General features: G+C 57.0%; 16 protein-coding genes. 1 reads left to right on the top strand and 15 read right to left on the bottom strand.

Going from position 1 to position 17,873, the window contains the following annotated elements:
* Window positions 1-95 precede the first annotated feature (95 nt).
* Window positions 96-1,592, bottom strand: coding sequence for a MocR-like pyridoxine biosynthesis transcription factor PdxR (pdxR, locus tag ACWPM9_RS03410; RefSeq protein WP_484756751.1), 1,497 nt, complete (start codon window positions 1,590-1,592; stop codon window positions 96-98).
* Between the two features lie 165 nt (window positions 1,593-1,757).
* Between pdxR and ACWPM9_RS03405 the strand changes: the two genes are divergently transcribed.
* On the top strand, window positions 1,758-3,038 hold the full coding sequence (locus ACWPM9_RS03405; protein ID WP_484756750.1) for a glycerate kinase type-2 family protein: 1,281 nt from the start codon (window positions 1,758-1,760) through the stop codon (window positions 3,036-3,038).
* A gap of 83 nt (window positions 3,039-3,121) precedes the next feature.
* Here ACWPM9_RS03405 and ACWPM9_RS03400 read toward each other — a convergent pair whose 3' ends face one another.
* The 14 genes from ACWPM9_RS03400 to ACWPM9_RS03335 form a co-directional block, all read right to left on the bottom strand.
* Window positions 3,122-4,549, bottom strand: coding sequence for an aldehyde dehydrogenase family protein (locus ACWPM9_RS03400; protein ID WP_484756749.1), 1,428 nt, complete (start codon window positions 4,547-4,549; stop codon window positions 3,122-3,124).
* A 173-nt stretch (window positions 4,550-4,722) separates the two neighbouring features.
* Window positions 4,723-5,937, bottom strand: a complete 1,215-nt coding sequence (locus ACWPM9_RS03395; protein WP_484757586.1) for a hypothetical protein — start codon at window positions 5,935-5,937, stop codon at window positions 4,723-4,725.
* Window positions 5,938-6,033: 96 nt separating this feature from the next.
* The gene (locus ACWPM9_RS03390; RefSeq protein WP_484757585.1) at window positions 6,034-7,044 is read right to left on the bottom strand and encodes a zinc-dependent alcohol dehydrogenase; all 1,011 of its coding nucleotides are present in this window, start codon (window positions 7,042-7,044) and stop codon (window positions 6,034-6,036) included.
* A 4-nt stretch (window positions 7,045-7,048) separates the two neighbouring features.
* Window positions 7,049-8,377 (bottom strand): histidinol dehydrogenase, encoded by a 1,329-nt coding sequence (gene hisD / locus ACWPM9_RS03385; RefSeq protein WP_484756748.1) that lies wholly within the window; start codon window positions 8,375-8,377, stop codon window positions 7,049-7,051.
* A gap of 83 nt (window positions 8,378-8,460) precedes the next feature.
* Window positions 8,461-9,228 carry an SDR family NAD(P)-dependent oxidoreductase gene (locus ACWPM9_RS03380; RefSeq protein ID WP_484756747.1) on the bottom strand — a complete coding sequence of 256 codons (768 nt, stop codon included), beginning with the start codon at window positions 9,226-9,228 and terminating at the stop codon, window positions 8,461-8,463.
* 108 nt (window positions 9,229-9,336) lie between these two features.
* Window positions 9,337-10,959 carry a GMC family oxidoreductase gene (locus ACWPM9_RS03375; RefSeq protein WP_484757584.1) on the bottom strand — a complete coding sequence of 541 codons (1,623 nt, stop codon included), beginning with the start codon at window positions 10,957-10,959 and terminating at the stop codon, window positions 9,337-9,339.
* A gap of 131 nt (window positions 10,960-11,090) precedes the next feature.
* Window positions 11,091-11,900 carry an ABC transporter ATP-binding protein gene (locus tag ACWPM9_RS03370; RefSeq protein WP_484757583.1) on the bottom strand — a complete coding sequence of 270 codons (810 nt, stop codon included), beginning with the start codon at window positions 11,898-11,900 and terminating at the stop codon, window positions 11,091-11,093.
* 68 nt (window positions 11,901-11,968) lie between these two features.
* Window positions 11,969-12,775, bottom strand: a complete 807-nt coding sequence (locus tag ACWPM9_RS03365; RefSeq protein WP_484756746.1) for an ABC transporter permease — start codon at window positions 12,773-12,775, stop codon at window positions 11,969-11,971.
* A 109-nt stretch (window positions 12,776-12,884) separates the two neighbouring features.
* On the bottom strand, window positions 12,885-13,865 hold the full coding sequence (locus ACWPM9_RS03360) for an ABC transporter substrate-binding protein (protein ID WP_428187536.1): 981 nt from the start codon (window positions 13,863-13,865) through the stop codon (window positions 12,885-12,887).
* A 283-nt stretch (window positions 13,866-14,148) separates the two neighbouring features.
* Window positions 14,149-15,093, bottom strand: coding sequence for a LysR substrate-binding domain-containing protein (locus ACWPM9_RS03355; protein WP_428187535.1), 945 nt, complete (start codon window positions 15,091-15,093; stop codon window positions 14,149-14,151).
* 25 nt (window positions 15,094-15,118) lie between these two features.
* Window positions 15,119-15,223: a hypothetical protein gene (locus tag ACWPM9_RS03350; protein WP_484757582.1), complete on the bottom strand. Its 105-nt coding sequence runs from the start codon at window positions 15,221-15,223 to the stop codon at window positions 15,119-15,121.
* Window positions 15,224-15,364: 141 nt separating this feature from the next.
* Window positions 15,365-16,039, bottom strand: a complete 675-nt coding sequence (locus ACWPM9_RS03345; RefSeq protein WP_484756745.1) for a DUF1028 domain-containing protein — start codon at window positions 16,037-16,039, stop codon at window positions 15,365-15,367.
* 21 nt (window positions 16,040-16,060) lie between these two features.
* Window positions 16,061-16,474, bottom strand: coding sequence for a RidA family protein (locus ACWPM9_RS03340; protein ID WP_484756744.1), 414 nt, complete (start codon window positions 16,472-16,474; stop codon window positions 16,061-16,063).
* A 61-nt stretch (window positions 16,475-16,535) separates the two neighbouring features.
* Window positions 16,536-17,807 (bottom strand): flavin-containing monooxygenase, encoded by a 1,272-nt coding sequence (locus ACWPM9_RS03335; RefSeq protein ID WP_484756743.1) that lies wholly within the window; start codon window positions 17,805-17,807, stop codon window positions 16,536-16,538.
* Window positions 17,808-17,873: the final 66 nt, after the last annotated feature.

The raw sequence follows: 17,873 nt of genomic DNA, 5'->3' as shown, positions 1-17,873 counted from the left end.
ATCTTCTGGACATAGCACATGGTATTGCGAATGGTGCAATTTTGCTGCGACTGGCTCCACTGAAAAGAGAAACTGGTCCAGATGGCAAGTTGCCTTTACCCCTCGATCAATTCCCCTAGAATCTTGAGGCCAGCCGCAATCTTGTTCTCGGAAATAGAGGTGAAGCCAAGCCGGAAAAAACGTCGCCCGGCGTCTGGATCAGCGAAGAAGATATCACCTGCCTCGATCAGAACGCCTCTTTCGCGGGCAGCGCGCACAAGTTCTCGGCTGTCGAATGCCTCCGGCCCCTCAACCCAGAAGCTCTTGGCCCCCGCGTCACGCCGCCAGCTGCATTGCGGCAAGAGCTTCGGCAAACAATTATTGAGAATTGCGGCACGCTGCGCCAGCACGGTTCCGGTTTTGCGCAAATGCTGATGATAATGGCCCAGCGCAATGAAGGTCGCCAAGATGCGCTGGTTGTTGGTCGGCGGATGTCGAAGCAGCATTCGTCTGAGCACACGCAACTCGTCGATCACCGGCTTTGGTGCGACGATATAGCCGATGCGCAAGCCGGGCGCGAGCGCCTTGGAGAAGCTGCCGACATAGATCACCTGCCCATGATGATCGAGACTCTTCAGGCAGGGCAACTCCGCTTCTCCATCGAGCGCGAGATCGGCCTCGTAATCGTCCTCGACAATGATCACATGGTTTCGATAGGCCGCCTCAAGCAAGGCCTTGCGCCGTGCGATTGGCATCACGGCTGTGGTCGGGCACTGATGTCCGACAGTCAGAAAAGCGACGTCACAGCCTGACAGGACATCGTCGGCAAGCACGCCCTGGGCATCGGCGCTCAAGTGGCGCACATCCTCCGTGACCAGACCGACCATATTTCGAACATCGGGATAGCCGGGATCCTCTATTCCCACGGCGGTCTTAGCCCCCACGAAAAGCTGTACCAGCATGGAAAGCGCCTGCTGGGAGCCTATGGTGACGATAATCTCGCCGGGACCGGCGAAAATACCGCGTTTTGGCAGAACCTGTACTCGCAACTGCTCCAGCAAATCAGGATCGTCATCGTCGATCTGATCGCCGGCCCAACCGTAGATCTCCTTGACGCTGGAGGTGGCACGCACGGCTTCCCGCCAATTGTTGGTCGGAAAAATTGCCGGATCGAACTGGCCGAACAGGAAGGGATATGGATGTTCAAGCCAGTCCCGCGGCTTGTTGATTTGTCGCTGGGCGGATGGCCGAACGGCAAACCGGCCCGACCACTCCGCCACGTCATCATCGCAAGTGTTAAGACTTGTTGGAACATAACGCTGTTGCGCCGCCACGAATATACCGCTGCGCTCACGTGAGACCAGAAACCCCTCGTCGATCAGCAACTGATAGGCAGCAGTGACCGTATTGCGGGCGACCGCGAGCAGCCCTGCCAGATGTCGGCTTGACGGCAGGCGCGTCCCGCCGGTCAGAACGCCAGCCTGAATGGCATAGACGATCGTCCGCCGGATCTGGACATTCAGACCCTGACCATCTCGATCGAGCTCGCTGAACATGCGCGTCCACACGATATCGGGATGGGCCTTTGGAGCTATGCTCTTTTGAATATTCATGCCGAACACCATGCAAGAACTGAGCCAGACGCGCCCAATACCTACTGGGCTCCCTGGTCGGATTGACGGAGAATGCAAGCCGGTTGCGACAGGAGGATTGCCTATCAAGCGGCCCGGCGTCTATGCTCGAACACTGTTCCAGCAATCATACTCCCCAAAGGCGCCATGAATGATTTCGAAAGACTAAAGGCTGACGCGCTCAACATTTTCAAAGCCGGGGTAGCAGCGGCCGATCCGCATGATGCAGTTATTCATGCTTTAAGGAAGCATGAGTCGGGCTATGCCAATGCACGGCGCGTGCACATCATTGCAGCGGGCAAGGCAGCTGTACCCATGATGCGCGCAGCACTTGAAAGTCTGGCAGGCGACAAGATCGGCCAGACGCTGGCTGTCACCAATTACGAAAATCTCGTTGAGGTTGCCGGCACCAAGGTCATCGGTGCGTCACACCCCCTGCCAGACGAAAATGGTGCAAACGCTGCCCGCGCGGTTGAACAGATCGCAAGCGATGCCGAGCACGGCGACCTTGTCCTTTGTCTGATTTCCGGAGGGGCCTCGGCTCTTCTGCCAGCCCCTGTCGCAGGCGTATCTCTGGACGAAAAGATAAAGACCAATGATCTTCTGTTGAAGTCAGGCGCCGATATCGTAGCCATGAACACTGTGCGCAAAGCGCTTTCGCGCCTGAAGGGAGGCGGCCTTGCCCGCGCTATTGCTCCAGCAAACGGCCTTGCTCTGATCCTGTCCGATGTGCCCGGCGACGATCTTGCAACGATTGCATCCGGCCCGACGGTCCCCGATCCAGCACCGCTGGATCAGGCATTGGCCATAGTTACCGCACTGGGGATCTCCGAGCGGCTTCCAGCAAGCGTCATGTCCCACCTGAAGGCACGCGCAGCAGAACAGCCACCACCCTTCGAGCCGACGACCCAAAACCAGCTGATCGGCTCCAACCGTATCAGCTTGCAGGCCACCGAAGTTGCAGCCCGTGAACTCGGCTACGAAGTCATTATTCTGGCCGAATGGCTGGAAGGCGACGTGGAGGTTGCCGCGAAGGCCTTTCATGAGAGGGCATCGAACGTGAATTGGGCTGTAAAAATTGCCATTTTGGCAGGCGGAGAAACCAGCGTTCACGTGACCGGATCCGGAAAGGGTGGCCGAAATCAGGAAATGGCACTGAGATTTGCTGCTCTTTGTAGGGAACGACCGCTTGCCACGGCATGGGCATTCCTCTCAGGCGGCACGGACGGGCGGGATGGCCCAACAGACGCAGCAGGTGGCCTGACCACGCCCGAGACCATACAGACGCTGATGGCCAAAAGCCTATCAGTTGGAGACTATCTGGCGAATAACGATGCCTACCACGCCCTCCAACTGGCTGACGCTCTGGTAATGACCGGCGCCACGGGCACCAATGTCGCCGACCTGCAAGTTTTGCTACTGGGGTAAACCATGGCAATCGTGTAGCCAGCATTGCGAGTGATTACTCCGCCCGCATCCCGCGATGCCGGCGGAGCACAGCGTTCAGGCAATCACTCGCCCCATCCGACGATGCCCTTGATCTCGAGGAAATCATGGATGGCCCAATCCGCATATTCGCGACCATTGCCGGACTGCTTGTAGCCGCCGAAAGGTGCCATTGTGTCCCACTCAGGATAATTGAGATAGACGGAGCCCGCACGCAGGCGGGCCGCGACCTTGCGTGCGTGACCGATATCGCCGGACTGCACATAGGCAGCAAGGCCGTAGACCGTATCATTGGCAATCTCGACCGCCTCCTGCTCATCCTTGTAGGGCATAATTGACAGAACCGGACCAAAGATCTCCTCGCGTGCAATCGTCATGTCATTGGTCACATGACCGAAGATCGTCGGGCGAACATAATAACCGCGATTGAGCCCTTCCGGCCGACCAAGGCCACCTGTCACCAGTGTTGCGCCTTCCTTGATGCCGGCTTCGATCAAACCCTGGATCTTGTCGAACTGGATCTGGCTTACCACGGGTCCAAGCCCGGTCTCTTCCGATCGCGGATCGCCGGTCACAAATGTCTCGGCCTCTGATTTGGCAAAGGCAAGCGCGTCATCGTGTCGATCCGCCGGAACCAGCATACGGGTAGGCGCATCGCAGGATTGACCTGTATTGCCGAAACACCCCTGCACACCCTGGCGAACAGCATTCTCCAGATCCGCATCGGCCAAAATGATATTGGGGGATTTACCGCCGAGTTCCTGGGCAACGCGTTTGACAGTGTCGGCTGCCGTCTTGGCGACGATGATGCCGGCGCGGGTCGAACCGGTGAAAGACACCATATCAACATCGCTATGCCCCGCCATAATCTGCCCGACATCGGGACCGGTGCCGTTGATCATATTGTAGACGCCTTTGGGCACACCTGCGGCTTCCATCACTTCCGAGAAAATGATCCCGGAAATTGGAGCGACTTCGGATGGCTTGAGCACCACGGTGCAACCGGCCGCAATGGCTGGAGCGACCTTGCAGACGATCTGGTTCAGTGGCCAGTTCCATGGCGTGATCAGTGCACAGACACCGATCGGCTCCTTGACAATCATCGCCGTACCGCGCTTTTCAGAAAATTCATAAGCCTCGAATGCAGCAATCGTTGCTTCCAGATGGCCGCGACCGGCCCAGGCCTGACTGTCTCGGGCAAAAGCGATTGGCGCGCCCATTTCCTGGCTTACCGCCTGGGCAATATCTTCAAAACGCTCCAGATAGACGGCATGGATTCGCTTGAGCAATTCCAGCCGCTCTTCCTTGCTGGTCAGGGAGAAGCTTGCAAATGCCCGTTTTGCTGCCGCGACAGCCTTGTCGACATCCGCGGCCGAGCCAACCGAAATCTGCGTATAAGCCTCTTCCGTTGACGGGTCGAGCACGTCCAGAACAGCCGGCACATCGGGGTCCACCCAAACGCCGTCGATGAAGAACTTCTTGTGATGGGACATTGGAACTACCTTCGCAGTGTTTGTGATCGGCCATACAGAATTCAGTTTGGCAATCGGATCTCGACTCTATCTTCGAAAACAATAGAAGCAATCCGCACAAGCGACACGACCAATTCTGGTCGGGCCGATGACACGTGCGATGCCGAAGAAGACCAAGCTGCCAGCTCAGGCCATTAAGCCGGCTCAATCTTGTCCAGAAACTCCGTGATCATATCCGTACCGTTCTCCGGAGGGCTCCCAGCCATCACCGCAACAGCCAATCCTATGGCCGAAGATACCGGATTATGTGTCATGGCTCCGGCCCGCAGATTCATGACCAGCGTCGGGCAGAGGAAAAGCCCAAGCCTTATGGTGGTGCGCCAGTCTGAAGGCAACAGGCCCTTTGATTTCAACGCTTGAAGCAGCGGCCTCCAGAGTTCGCGCGCTTTGACATCAAGCAATTGAACTCTGACGGGAGTCATCGACCAGTCTGTCGTAATGTCCAATATGCCATCGTCATAGGAAGCAGACGCTGAAAAAAGCTCGCAGGCAAGGTCAGGATCATAGAGCCAGAAAGGATGCGCCAGATTGTTGTGAAACGTCGTCTTTATCTCGGCCAGCAGAGAGGGGACATAGTCGCCGGCGAAGGCCGGATCGAAATAGGAAAGATGCGGTCTCGCTGCCTGCTGTTCGAACCAGACATTGGCATTGTGGGCATCGCCATGCGCAGTCACACCGCCAGCATTGGCCAGCGCTGAAGGATTTAGCTTTTCATACGCGTCATCGAAAAGCTCGCCAATCGTTCGGGCATAAAGCAGGCCATTGATGCGGAACTTCGCACGTGACAACGCGTCCCAGCTCAGATCTACGCCCGGAAACGAAAAACGCTGACCGACATAATAACTGGCATAGCGCCCGCCCGGGTAACTGCGCGTTACCGGATCGATCAGCCGCTCCCAAAACAGCCGATGCACAGGCTCTGCAACAGATTGCGCCGGTTCGATACTGGTCAACGTTTTCAGGTAGACATCGAGCACAGTGCGCGAGAGCTGCGCTTCCGCTTCGGCAGCTTCAGCCGCCTTGATCTCATCATGTTTCAGATCGAGTGCACGCAGCACATCGGAAAAACGAGGATCGCTGCGACGTTTGTAGACCAGGATCTGCTCCCCGGGCAGAACCGACATTAACGCAGGCTGATCGACGGGAAGTCCGGCACGCGCGAGAATATCGGCACGATAATATTCCCCGCTCATCGCCTCCTCGCCCTCCTCCTGATGAAACTTGAAGAAGAAGGCACCGTCCGCGGTATCGTAGAAGCCGTTGAGAGAATTGAGACTGTACTGATCGCGATTGATTGTCACGTTCTGCACATCAAGCTGGAACAGGTCCGACAAGAGGTTCGCCAACATGTGTTCGGCGCTGCCGTCATTGGCCTTGGCCAGTCTGCGGATCTCTGCAGTCCTGCTGGAAACAACTTCAATCATGTTTCAATTCCCTTGCTGCGGTCAGTCCGCGATCGCGACGATCGTCTTGAGCTGCTGACTGCCGCTATCGATCAGCCGCTCATAGGCGGCCGGCACATCTTCCAGCGTGATGACCTCGGAGACTTGGCAGAGAAGTGGCTGCAGATCGTCCAGAAGAGCGACGGCTTCAGGCAATTCATCAATGAAGGCATGGCAACCGACAAGCGCGATCTCACGTTCGACCAATGTATTTGGATCGAGATCGATGCTCCCGTGGCCGATGCCAACCAGCCCCAGCGCGCCTCCACCGTCCAGCAGATCCAATAACGTGGAGATGGCCTTCACGCTGCCGGTCGCGTCAAGTGCATAGCGAAGCGGCCGGCCGCTCGTTGCTGCTGAGATTGATGCCTTGTCCATATCGATCACAACGCCATCTATGAGCCCGGCGACAAACTCTGCCTTTTCACGGTTGATATCGGCAAGAATCACAATTCCGTCATGGAGGCGCGACAGCAGGATCGCAGCCAGTCCGCCAATCGTGCCGCAGCCGAGAATGAGAACTGGCTCGCAACTTGGAACCCGCAGCTTACGCAGTGCGTGGAGAGCCACAGCCAGCGGCTCAGCCATGGCCGCCACCTTGGATGGCACCGTTGGAGAATGGCGATGGACGAGACGGGCCGGCAACTGAACCAGATCGGCAAAGCCACCGTCGCAGATTTCGCCGACAAAGCCGAGCGCCTCACACGCATTGGTGTACCCGTCCCGGCACTGCCGGCATTCGCCGCACCAGAAGCGCGAGTCGGCGATGACTGTATCGCCAACCAACAGACTGGATACACCCGCACCGGCAGCGTCTATAACACCGCAGAACTCATGCCCTGCGACCGATGGACTACGAGAAATCCACTGGCCAGTGCGATAATTATGCAGGTCTGAACCGCAGATACCGGCTGCCCTCACCTTGAGATTGACGTAACCCTCCGATGGATCAGAGGGTGCGGGGATCTCCTCGAGGCGCAGATCCCCTGCAGCATAAAGCCGGACCGCTCTCATCTGATCAGTCATCTTTCTTCAGGAAGAGTTCCCGCCGTGGCGAGACTGCCAAGGCATGAGAGGAGAAGCCCTCATAAAGGGCAAGCTTGTGCGCCTGATCTGCGAATTCCGGATAGGCCGACGCGGTGACATAGCCGATCGAACTGCGCTTGACGAAATCCGTCACGGACAATGGTCCGAAGGTGCGCGCCCAGCGGCTTGTGGGAAGCACAGCATTTGGGCCGAGACCGAAATTGGCAATGCTCACGGGGGTGTGCTTTCCCAGCAGAACTTCTGCTGCTTCGGTAATGTGGCCCAGATGGGAGAACGGATCTTCCGACATGATTTCCAGATGCTCCGGCGCATAGCCATTGACGAAGGCATAGCTTTCCTCGACGGATGAGGTGAGCACAATGCCGCCGGTGCGGCCTGTCAGCACCGCTTTGGAAAACTCGACACGCTGCGGTGTCATCTCGGCCCAATGACCAGGCAGGGCTGCCAGCGCTTCTTCGGCCACGCGACGGCTATGCGTCACGAGATAGGCAGAGGAATCCGGACCGTGTTCCGCCTCAATCAGCAAATCAAGCGCGGCCAGTCCGCCATTGATCGTATCGTCAGCAAAGATCACCACCTCGGATGGACCAGCGGGAAGGCCGGTGTCGATAACACCTGAAAGCAGGCGCTTTGCCGCAACCACCCAGGGGCTACCGGGACCGACAATCTTGAGCGAGGGCTGGATGGTCTCGGTACCATAGGCGACAGCCGCCACAGCTTGAGCACCGCCAACCTTATAGACAGTCTCAACACCCGCAAGCCGTGCAGCAACCAAAGTCGCGGCATCGACCGTGCCATCCGGTGCAGGCGGCGTGACAATGGAAAGATTGGGAACACCCGCAACCACCGCCGGAACTGCCGTCATCATGGTGACTGACGGGAACGAACCCTTGCCGCGCGGGACATAGAGCGCCACCGACTGGATCGGCGTGAAACGGTCGCCAGCGAAAGCCCCCGGGCGTATCTCCTTCAGCCACATGGCTTCAGGCTTTTGTTCTTCGTGAAAGGTGCGAATATTGCCAATACCGAACTTGATGGCTTCGATCGTTTCCTCATCCACAAGCTTGAAGGCTGCGTCGAATTCTTCAGGCGTTGCCATCAGGGTTTTCTCGGACACATCCGCCTTGTCAAAATCACGCCCGAAGCGGGCAACGGCCGCATCGCCTTCAGTGCGAACAGCTTCAAGGATCGGCTTCACTTTCTCGATAAAACTGGAAATATCTCCCTCGGACCGCTTGAACAAATCATCCTTTTCTTCGGATGTCATTTTGGCCAGTTCATGAAACGAGACATTGCTCATGGTCAGTTCCCTAATCTTCAATCATTCCGTCCAGATGGATTTTTTGCTCGCGAATAGACCAACTGGGATTTCAAAGTCTTGGCTCAGATCGATGCGAGATAGCCGCCATCGATCGGAATACAATGGCCCGTGATATAGGCGGCAGCATCGCTGCAAAGGAAGATGGCTGCCCCACCGACATCGCTGTCCAGGCCGAAACGGCGCTGCGGGATCTTGTCCAGCATCTTGTCCTGCCAGCTCTCATCCTCATAGAAAACTTCGGTCAGCGCCGTTCTAAAATAGCCGGGTGCCAAAGCATTGACCCTGATTCCATGTGGCGCCCATTCGGTGGCCAATGCCTTTGTCATCCCCAGCAGGCCAGACTTGGAAGAGCCATAAGGAACGGCGGTCGGCACGCCGACATAGGAGGTAAGCGAGCACATGTTGAGGATACTGCCGCCCGCCCCCTGCTCGGCCATCACCTTGCCCACAGCGCGCGACCAGAAGAAGGCGCCTTTCAAATTGGTCGAAACGATCTGGTCCCACAACGCCTCGTCCACATCGAACGAGGGGGAAACTTTCTCCATACCGGCATTGTTGACCAGAATATCGATCTTGCCATGGATGCTTCTGAAGCGCTCAAGAACCGGATCGATCGTGGAGAGGTCGACAACATCCTGTGCAGCCACAGAGCAGTGTCTACCGAGTTCCTCGATCTTTGCGGCTGTCTCCTCTAGTCCCACCTCGCTGCGACCTGTTACGCATAGGCTGGCCCCGGCCTCTGCCAATGCGATGGCGATCGCTTGGCCCAGTCCACGACCGGCGCCGGTCACGACAGCGACACGACCTTCAAGGCTGAATGACGGGACCATGGTTGACCTCCATTGACTTTCGGGCGCTATAGAACCACCGGCAAATTATAATGTCTATACATTTTATTGGGCGTGCAGCAGCCTGCTACAACCGGATCGAAAACGCCTTCAGGCAGCCTTGTCCGCGCGCGTTTCTGCCAGGATCATCCGCGCGCATTTCTCGCCGATCATCATCGTGGGAGCATTGGTATTGCCGCCCAGCAATGTCGGCATGATCGAAGCATCCGCCACGCGAAGATTATCGAAACCGCGAACCTTCAAGCTGAACGGATCGACCACCGCCATATCATCCGTCCCCATCTTTGCCGTGCCCACAGGGTGATAGACAGTCAGCGCCTCGGCACGAAGATAAGCCAGAATTTCATCATCGCTGTTGACACCAGGACCCGGAAGAATTTCCGGTCCGCGGATGTCGGTAAAAGCCGGTGACGCGAGGATGGAACGGGCAATCTTGATCCCTTCGATCAAGGTGAGCGCATCCCGTTCATCGCTGAAGAAGCGGTGATCAATCTCCAGCTTCTTCTCATGGCCACTGCCCGACAGGCGCAATTCACCCACGCTCTTCGGTCTAAGCACGCAAGTATGAACGGCGTAGCCATGTCCGTATTCAACCAATCGACCGCGATGACTGCGATAGCCGGGTACGAAGTGAAACTGTATATCAGGAAGATCGTCGGCATATTTCGTCCGCGCGAACCCGCCTGCTTCGACATAATTGGTCGTCAGCATACCCTTGCGCCGAGCGAAATACTGAAAGGGGGCTGCCAGCATGGCCGGCAGGTTGGCAAGCGACAGCCCCAATGTCGAATTGCTGTCGGAGCGAACCGTGATCATGCCATCGATATGGTCGCGCAGGTTCTTGCCTACGCCGGCCACATCGGCAATGGGCTCGATACCGATGGCCTTGAGTTCATCGGCCGGACCGATGCCTGATAATAACAGGAGCTTCGGTGTTCCGATGGCGCCGGTACTCAGTACAAGTTCACCACGGCAGGAAATCATCTTCGCAGCACCATCCGCGACGAGCTGAACACCGGTCACGCGACCATCGACAACAACGATCTGCTGCACCTCTGCGCCGCTGATCACGGAGAGATTTTGCCGGTTCAACACAGGACGCACAAACGCGCTATAGGCGGAGAAGCGCTCACCCTTGTTCTGGGTAACGTTGTAGATGCCAAGTCCGAACTGACTTTCTGCATTGAAATCAGTGTTCTCAGGCAAACCGATGGTTTCGCCAGCCTGGACCCACGTCTTGGAGACCAGGTTCGGATCCTGCGGCTGATCGACCAGCAATTCACCCTTGAAACCATGATAGGCCGGGTCTTGGGACAGGAGGTTCTTTTCGAGATCCTTGAAAACCGGAAGCACGTCGTTGTAGGACCAGCCGTTGCAGCCGAGTTCGGCCCAGTCGTCATAGTCCTGCGACGCGCCGCGAATGTAGATCATCGAGTTGATCGCGCTAGACCCGCCAAGCGCCTTGCCGCGATTGACCGGCAAACGCCGATTGTTGAGCGCGGGTTGTGGAACGCCAACATACCCATAGTCGTAGGTTGGATTGCCGTAGAGCGAGAGAATGCCTGCCGGAACGCGCACACGCATGCTGTTGTCGCTACCACCCGCCTCGATCAGACAGACACGCATCTTCGGGTCGGCACTCAAACGGTTGGCAAGAACGCAGCCGGCCGACCCTGCGCCTATAATGATATAGTCAAATTCCAGTTTTTCCATCTGCTCGGTCCACTCGAATCTAGCCAACAGAAGGCGACCCCCGCCGCAAGGCGGCGAGGTGTCACGCGTCATGTGTTTGTCAAACAAGACGGTGGTGCCCCCCTGCGGGGCAGTCGCCCAAATCGCGTTACTCAGTGATCCTCATCGTCGTCGTTCTTCAACAACTCGAGAATTTCACGTTTCAGCATGATGAAGTCGTGTTCCATCACGAGATCCATATTGCGTGGCCGAGGAATATCGACCTTGATCTCTTTCTTAATCTGGCCCGGCCGGCCGGACATCACCAGCACACGATCGGCCAGAAGGATGGCTTCATCGATATCGTGGGTAACGAACAGAACCGTTTTCTTGGTATGATCCCAAACCCGCAGCAGCAGTTTCTGCATGCTGTGACGTGTCTGTGAGTCGAGCGCGCCAAAGGGCTCGTCCATCAACAGAACTTCTGGGTCATTCGCCAGAGCACGGGCAATCGCCACGCGCTGCTTCATACCGCCCGAAAGCTGCGACGGGTAGTGATCGGCGAATTTGGAAAGCCCGACCTCGTTCAGATAGTGCTCGACGATTTCCTTGCGCTCAGCAGCAGGAAAACCTTTGCGCTTGGGGCCGTATTCCACATTCTTTGCCACGGTCAGCCACGGGAAAAGCGTATAGGCCTGAAAGACCATTCCGCGATCGGGGCCCGGTTCAGACACCGTCTTGCCGTTGACCTTGATCGATCCGCTGGTGCGCGCTTCCAGGCCTGCTATCAGATACAGCAGGCTGGACTTGCCGCAGCCGGACGGGCCAACGATGACGCAGAATTCGTTGCGCTTGACGTCGAACGAGATGCCGTCCAGTGCCAGAACCGCCGACGATCCCTTGCCGTAGCGAAGCGCCACGTCTTCGATGACGATATCGGCGCTCGTCGCATGTGCCGGTTTGGTATTTGCCATAGCATCCATCTTTCCGAATTCCTCGACACGCGGAGACGCGGGAACCGCTTCGCGCTGCATTTTCGTCGCCCCGCCCATCATACGGCTGACCACGGTGTGGCAAAGCGCCGAAGGACCCGGAACAACTGATCCGTCAGGAGACCGAGGATACCGATGGTGGCGATTGCCATGAAGATCACATCCACCTGGAAACCGCGCATCGCCTTCAGCGAGATATAGCCAAGGCCGGAGCGGGCAGCGACAAGCTCAGCGACGACCAGATATGTCCAGGCCCAACCCATGGTAACGCGCAGGACATCGAATATTTGCGGCATGGTGGCCGGCAGAACAATATGGAAAACCGTGTGGGAGCGGCTGGTTCCAAGTGTGTAGGCGGCATTGACCAGATCACGCGGCACCGAGCGGGCAGCGTCAGCAAACATCACCAACTGCTGGAAGAAGATACCGAAGATGATCACGGTCACGCGTTGCTCGATGCCGATACCGATCCACAGGATGAAAAGTGGAACGAATGACGTCACCGGAAGGTAGCGCATGAAATTGACGAAGGGATCGAAGAAGGATTGCACAATCTTGTAGGTGCCCATGAAGAGACCTAACGGAATAGCGAATAACGCCGAAATTACAAAACCGATCAGCACCACCTGCACACTGGCCGAAGTATGCTCCCAAAGGCGTCCGTCCAGTGCATAAGTCACTGCAGTCTGAAGCACCTCTTCGGGCTTGGGGAGGAACATCTCACCGACGATGCCGGCGTGAGAGAAGACCAGCCAGACCCCAATCACGACGACCCAGACGAGAATACTCAGGGAGACCGCAAGCCAACGGGGGACCTGACGAAATGGCGTGGTTATTTCTTTGAAAAAGGACGAAGCGGATGACACGTGAATAACTCCGTTTCCCGTCGACCGGTCGCACGGGACGCAGGACAAGTAAAACCTAGGCAATCGCGGATGCAGACCCAACCGCGATTGCCTGAAACGTCAGACCGACTTATTCGAGGCCGAGGAACTTGTCCTCGACGACATCGTCATAGGTCGCTTTTTCAATCTTGACCTTGCCGGCACCGCCCCAGATTTCCAGACCAAGCTTGATCAGCTCGCCGGCTTCACCATCATCCCCACCCTTGAAGAACTTGGCGTTGAGGTCCTTGCCGTAAAAATTCACGCCCGCTGCAGATGCTGCGAAGTCCTTCGGATCTTCGAGCCAGCCACCAACGCCCTTGGCCATGATTGCATAGGCCTCGTCCTGGTTGGTCTTGATGTACTCATTGGCTTTATAGAGCCCATCCACCAAGGCCTGAACATCTTCCGGATGCGCCTCGATATAGTCGCAGCGCAAGGAGAGAACGTCCACGATCAGGCCGGGTGTTTCAGAAGAATCGACCAGAACCTTACCCTTGTTCGCATTTTTAGCGAAAGTCAGATTCGGCTCCCAGGTGACGGCCACGGGAATACGGTCCGCCATGAAGGCGGCAGCGGCGTCATCAGCCGTCATATTGACGACCTTTACGTCAGCTTCGGTCATGCCGGCGCGCTTGAGCAGGATATCGAACCAGAACTGCGAGACGGAACCTTCGTTCATGCCGACTTCCATACCCTTGAGGTCAGCAATCGAATTGACATCGGCAGGTGCGAGGATGCCGTCACCGCCGTGGGAATCATCAAGCGCATATACGGTCTTGAAGCAGAAATCCGGGCTGCGGTACTGAAGGGTTTCGTCGATCGTGCCCGCGTCACCATCAAGTTCGCCGGCAGCTTCGGCAGCCATGGCAAGCGCATGGTCTTCGACGATCTGCAGATCGACTTCGAGACCCTTTTCCTTGAAATAGCCAAGGTCGCGCGCGAGGAAGAGCGGGCCATAGCCCACCCAGGTTGTCATGCCGAGTTTCATGGTTCCGGCAAATGCATTGCCAGTGGCAGCGAGCATTGCCACACCGGCGATCGTAGCTTTCAACACATTCTTGGTTTTCATGCGAACTGTTCCCTTGTTCGTTGCCGTGTAAGCTCTTTGAGGCTTTCGTTTTTTGTTTGCGCCCGGTTTCCGCATCGCAGCAACCGAGTTGTCATCCGGTTTTACCTGCCCGGGGCAAGCTCTCAAGTTGATGAGCTAAGCACGCCCCTTGCGTCGGAAAAACAATCTTTTTTAGCGAATTCGCTTCAGGAAAACCTAAGCAAGCCGCCATCTTGTATATACATAAAGACATACCGCACTGCAATAACAAAGCAGATTGTTCAGGCTTTAGAAAGACTGGAGACTACCGTTTGCGATGTGCCATGTTCGGGGCAATCATTCCAGGAATGTAAGCATCGGATATGAAAGACTTGGCGTGGCTTTCAAAAGCCTCCAGCAGACGTGACTTGCGCAATGCGCGAAGCGTGGCAAAGCCTATCGTCATCGGCCGATTATCACCTGCCAGACGAATACGCACCACTTTGCGTCCATCTAGCGCCGTATCCGAGCGTGGCGTGACATTAGCAAGCGTATAGCCATAACCATTGGCAACCATCGTGCGAATGATATCCGGATGCGGAAGGCGATAGACGATATTCGGTTGTAGGCCTTCTTTCATGAAGAGAGCGAGAAAGTAGTCGTTGGAATACGGTAGATCGAGAAAGACCATGGGCAATTCGGCCAGCTCCTCAAGCGTGACCGACGAATGCTGCGCCAAAGGATGCGTTTCGCCCACCAGAGCATGGACAGGCAGATCGACAAGCGGGGTAAAGTCGACATCATCAGGGATCTGCAGATCGTAGGTGACAGCGACATCGATCGTCGCACGCCTAAGACCGTTCAGCAATAATTCCTGATGATCGGATTGGGGCCTGATACTGGCTTTGGGGAAAGCTGTTTTGAACGAAAGCGCCAGTTCAGGAAGGATCATTGGCGCTAAAGTCGTCAAGCACCCCACACTCAACTGACCGCGCACCTCGTCCCGCGCTTCCGACGCCACCCCGTAGAGCGACTCGGCCTGCTCGATCAGCCGCTTGGCCTCCAAAAGCATGGAACGGCCGGCAGATGTCAGCGAAAGCCCTTGCGCGTGGTGGCGAATGAAAAGTTGAACATCAAGCTCTTGTTCCAACTGCGAAATTGCAGCCGAGATCGACGGCTGCGAGATATTCACCCGCTCAGATGCCTGGGTAATGCTGCCGGTTTCCCCCGCAGCAATGAAATATTCGAGCTGTCTCAGCGTGAAGCGCATGCACTGGATCCTGTTGACGGCCCCGTCAATATTTAACCCAGGTGGTCGTGAGTCCACTGAATTTATCAAAGGCGTGCAAGGAAAGATCGAGACCGATCCCGGATTGCTTGAAACCGCCAAACGGCGTCATCGGCGCAAGTGCATCAACCGTGTTCACAAAAACCGTACCCGCCCGCGACAGATTGGACGACCAGACGAACGCGCATCGCTCGGCGTCTTAGACACAGTCACATCTCGCCAGTTCCGTAATATCACTCTTCCTCGAACGTCTTCAAAGGTCGCCCGGCACGCCGTAGCTTGGCGCTGCGGTCGGATCGATTGCCCGCGTTACGTAGTCTGCGAGCTGCGGCTTGTAGAGTGCCCAAAGTGCGGCCAGTTCGCCGATGGGATCATGTTCAGCCCAGTCGACGCGAAGGTCGGCGATCGGCCAGGAAACATCGCGCACCATGTAAAGACCCGCCGAATGCACCGGCCCGGCCTCTCCGCCGGCGGCCATTCCAGCACGCATGGCAGCGATGAGGCGGTCGCCGAGATGGCCTTTCGACGCTTCAAAGGCCGCAACGAGGCTGGCCGGAACATCGGCATTGGCCAGCAGATTTCCCGCAGCGGCACAATCCTTGCCCCTGGCAGTCGCATGGGTGCCAAGCGTGTGTTCGCCGGAATGAACGGCGCTCATTCCCTGCATGTCGAGCAACACGACCTGCCGCCACGGAGCGGTCGGATAGTTGGCCAAAAGCTTGCCAAGCGCCTTATCGGCACTCAGACCACCGGCCATCAAATCGAGGCCTTTCGGGCCGAGCGATGGATCTGTGATGTTCTGGGTGGCCACGACACCGGCACCGGCACGCGCATGGGAACAACGCGCAGCAACAGCCGGAGAAGACGAGGATATGGCAATCCCCATCATCCCGGTTTCAGGGCAGCGCGCGGATATCGAGAAGGTCAAGTTAAGGCTCCTGTCGCAGACTTAGTCCGGAATAACGGCTGTCACGTCGATCTCGACCAGCCACTCTGGACGGGCGAGCGCGGAGACCACGATACCGGTCGACACAGGAAACACGCCCTTCAGCCATTTGCCAACAACACGGTAAACCTGTTCGCGATACCGCGGGTCGACAATGTAGATCACGATCTTTGTAATATGCGCGAGCTCGGAGCCCGCCTCTTCGAGCAGCATCTTGATATTCGCCATTGCCTGCTCGGCCTGAGCCGTCACATCGCCAATACCGACATTTTCCGCAGTATCGAGATTCTGACCGATCTGGCCGCGCACGAAGACCATCGTGCCCCGCGCGACCACGACCTGGCACAGATCATTGTCCAGTTGCTGCTCCGGATAGGTATCCTTGGTATTGAACTGGCGGATGCGCTTGTGCGCCATAGGGCTCTCCGTGCGTTTGATCTTGTTTGCCGAGTGAATGAAAAACATCAGTCGATGTCGTTCAGGCGTCTTCGGTGGTTCGTTGCGGGCTGGGTTCATAGGCCAGATAGCTGCGTTGTTTGGAGATATGATCCGCCAGATATTTGGCATCATACCAGACACCCCAGATAAAGGAGGAGCCGCGCCGGGTCTGCCACGGCAAACCGAGGAAATAGACACCCGGCTCTACGGACACGCCACGGTTATGCTTGGGTCGCCCGCTCTCATCGAAAGCATCGATCTGCAGCCAGCTGAAATCAAGAGCAAACCCGGTGGCCCAAATGATCGTGGTGATGCCGGCCTTGGCCATGTCAAGTTCGAGAACCGGATCGCTGACGCAGGCCGGAACGGGCTCGACTTTACGCGCCTCAGGTTCCTCCGGCAGATCAAGTCCGTTGCGCTCTACATAGGCATCGGCTTCGTCGAGTAGCGACAGGTAATTGGCATCACCGCGCTCAAGATTGCAGGCGAGATCGGTCGCGAAGGTCAGTATTCCATCCTTGTAAGCTTCGGTTCGCCCCAGAAGCGTAATGCCGCCAGCCGCCAACCGACGAAAATCGATGGTCTCGCCGCCATTCGCACCACTGACTGCAATTGTCGTGTGCTCTGAACCAGGCATTGCCTCCGCATCCCACTTGTTGAGAACACCGAGCCACCAGACAAAATCCCGTCCCCGATAACTCCTCGGTGGGCGATCGTGCGGACCGACAGAGAGATAGACCTGCCGCCCGGACGCGCGCAATTCATCAGCGATCTGTACACCTGACGATCCGGCTCCGACGACCAGAACCGCACCATCCGCCAATTGCTTCGGATTGCGATAGGAAGAGGAATGTATCTGCTTAAGCCCAGCCTCATCCGGAATGATCGACGGCATGAGGGGGCGCTGAAAGGGGCCGGTTGCCGCAACGACGTAATTCGCTTCGATCGTCCCGGTGGCGGTTTCCACTCTGAAACCGGGACCGTCGGCTTTGCGCTGAACCCGTTTAACCTCTACGCCGCAGCGCACGGGAGCACGGATCTTATCGGCATAGGCCACGAAATAGTTGGCGATATCTTCCTTGGGCACAAAGCTGTCGGGGCCGAAGCCTTCAAACTCCAGATCCGGAAAACGGTCATGCCATGCGGGACCGTTGGCGACCAGAGAATCCCACCGTTCCGACCGCCAGCGCTCGGCGATGCGTTGCCGCTCCAGCACGAGGTGAGGAATACCGAATTTTCCAAGATGAGCACTCATTGCCAGCCCGGCCTGACCCGCGCCAACAATGACAACCTCGACTTTCTCAACCGACATTTCGGGTTCCTCTTCTGACGTTTCGACATTGGGGAAATGCCGTAAGACCGAGCTGAGCCGGCATGG

It is taken from the genome of Agrobacterium sp. H141, from assembly GCF_057158725.1.
Note: the sequence above shows the minus strand (reverse complement) of the source record. Positions and strands in the feature narration are given on the sequence as shown.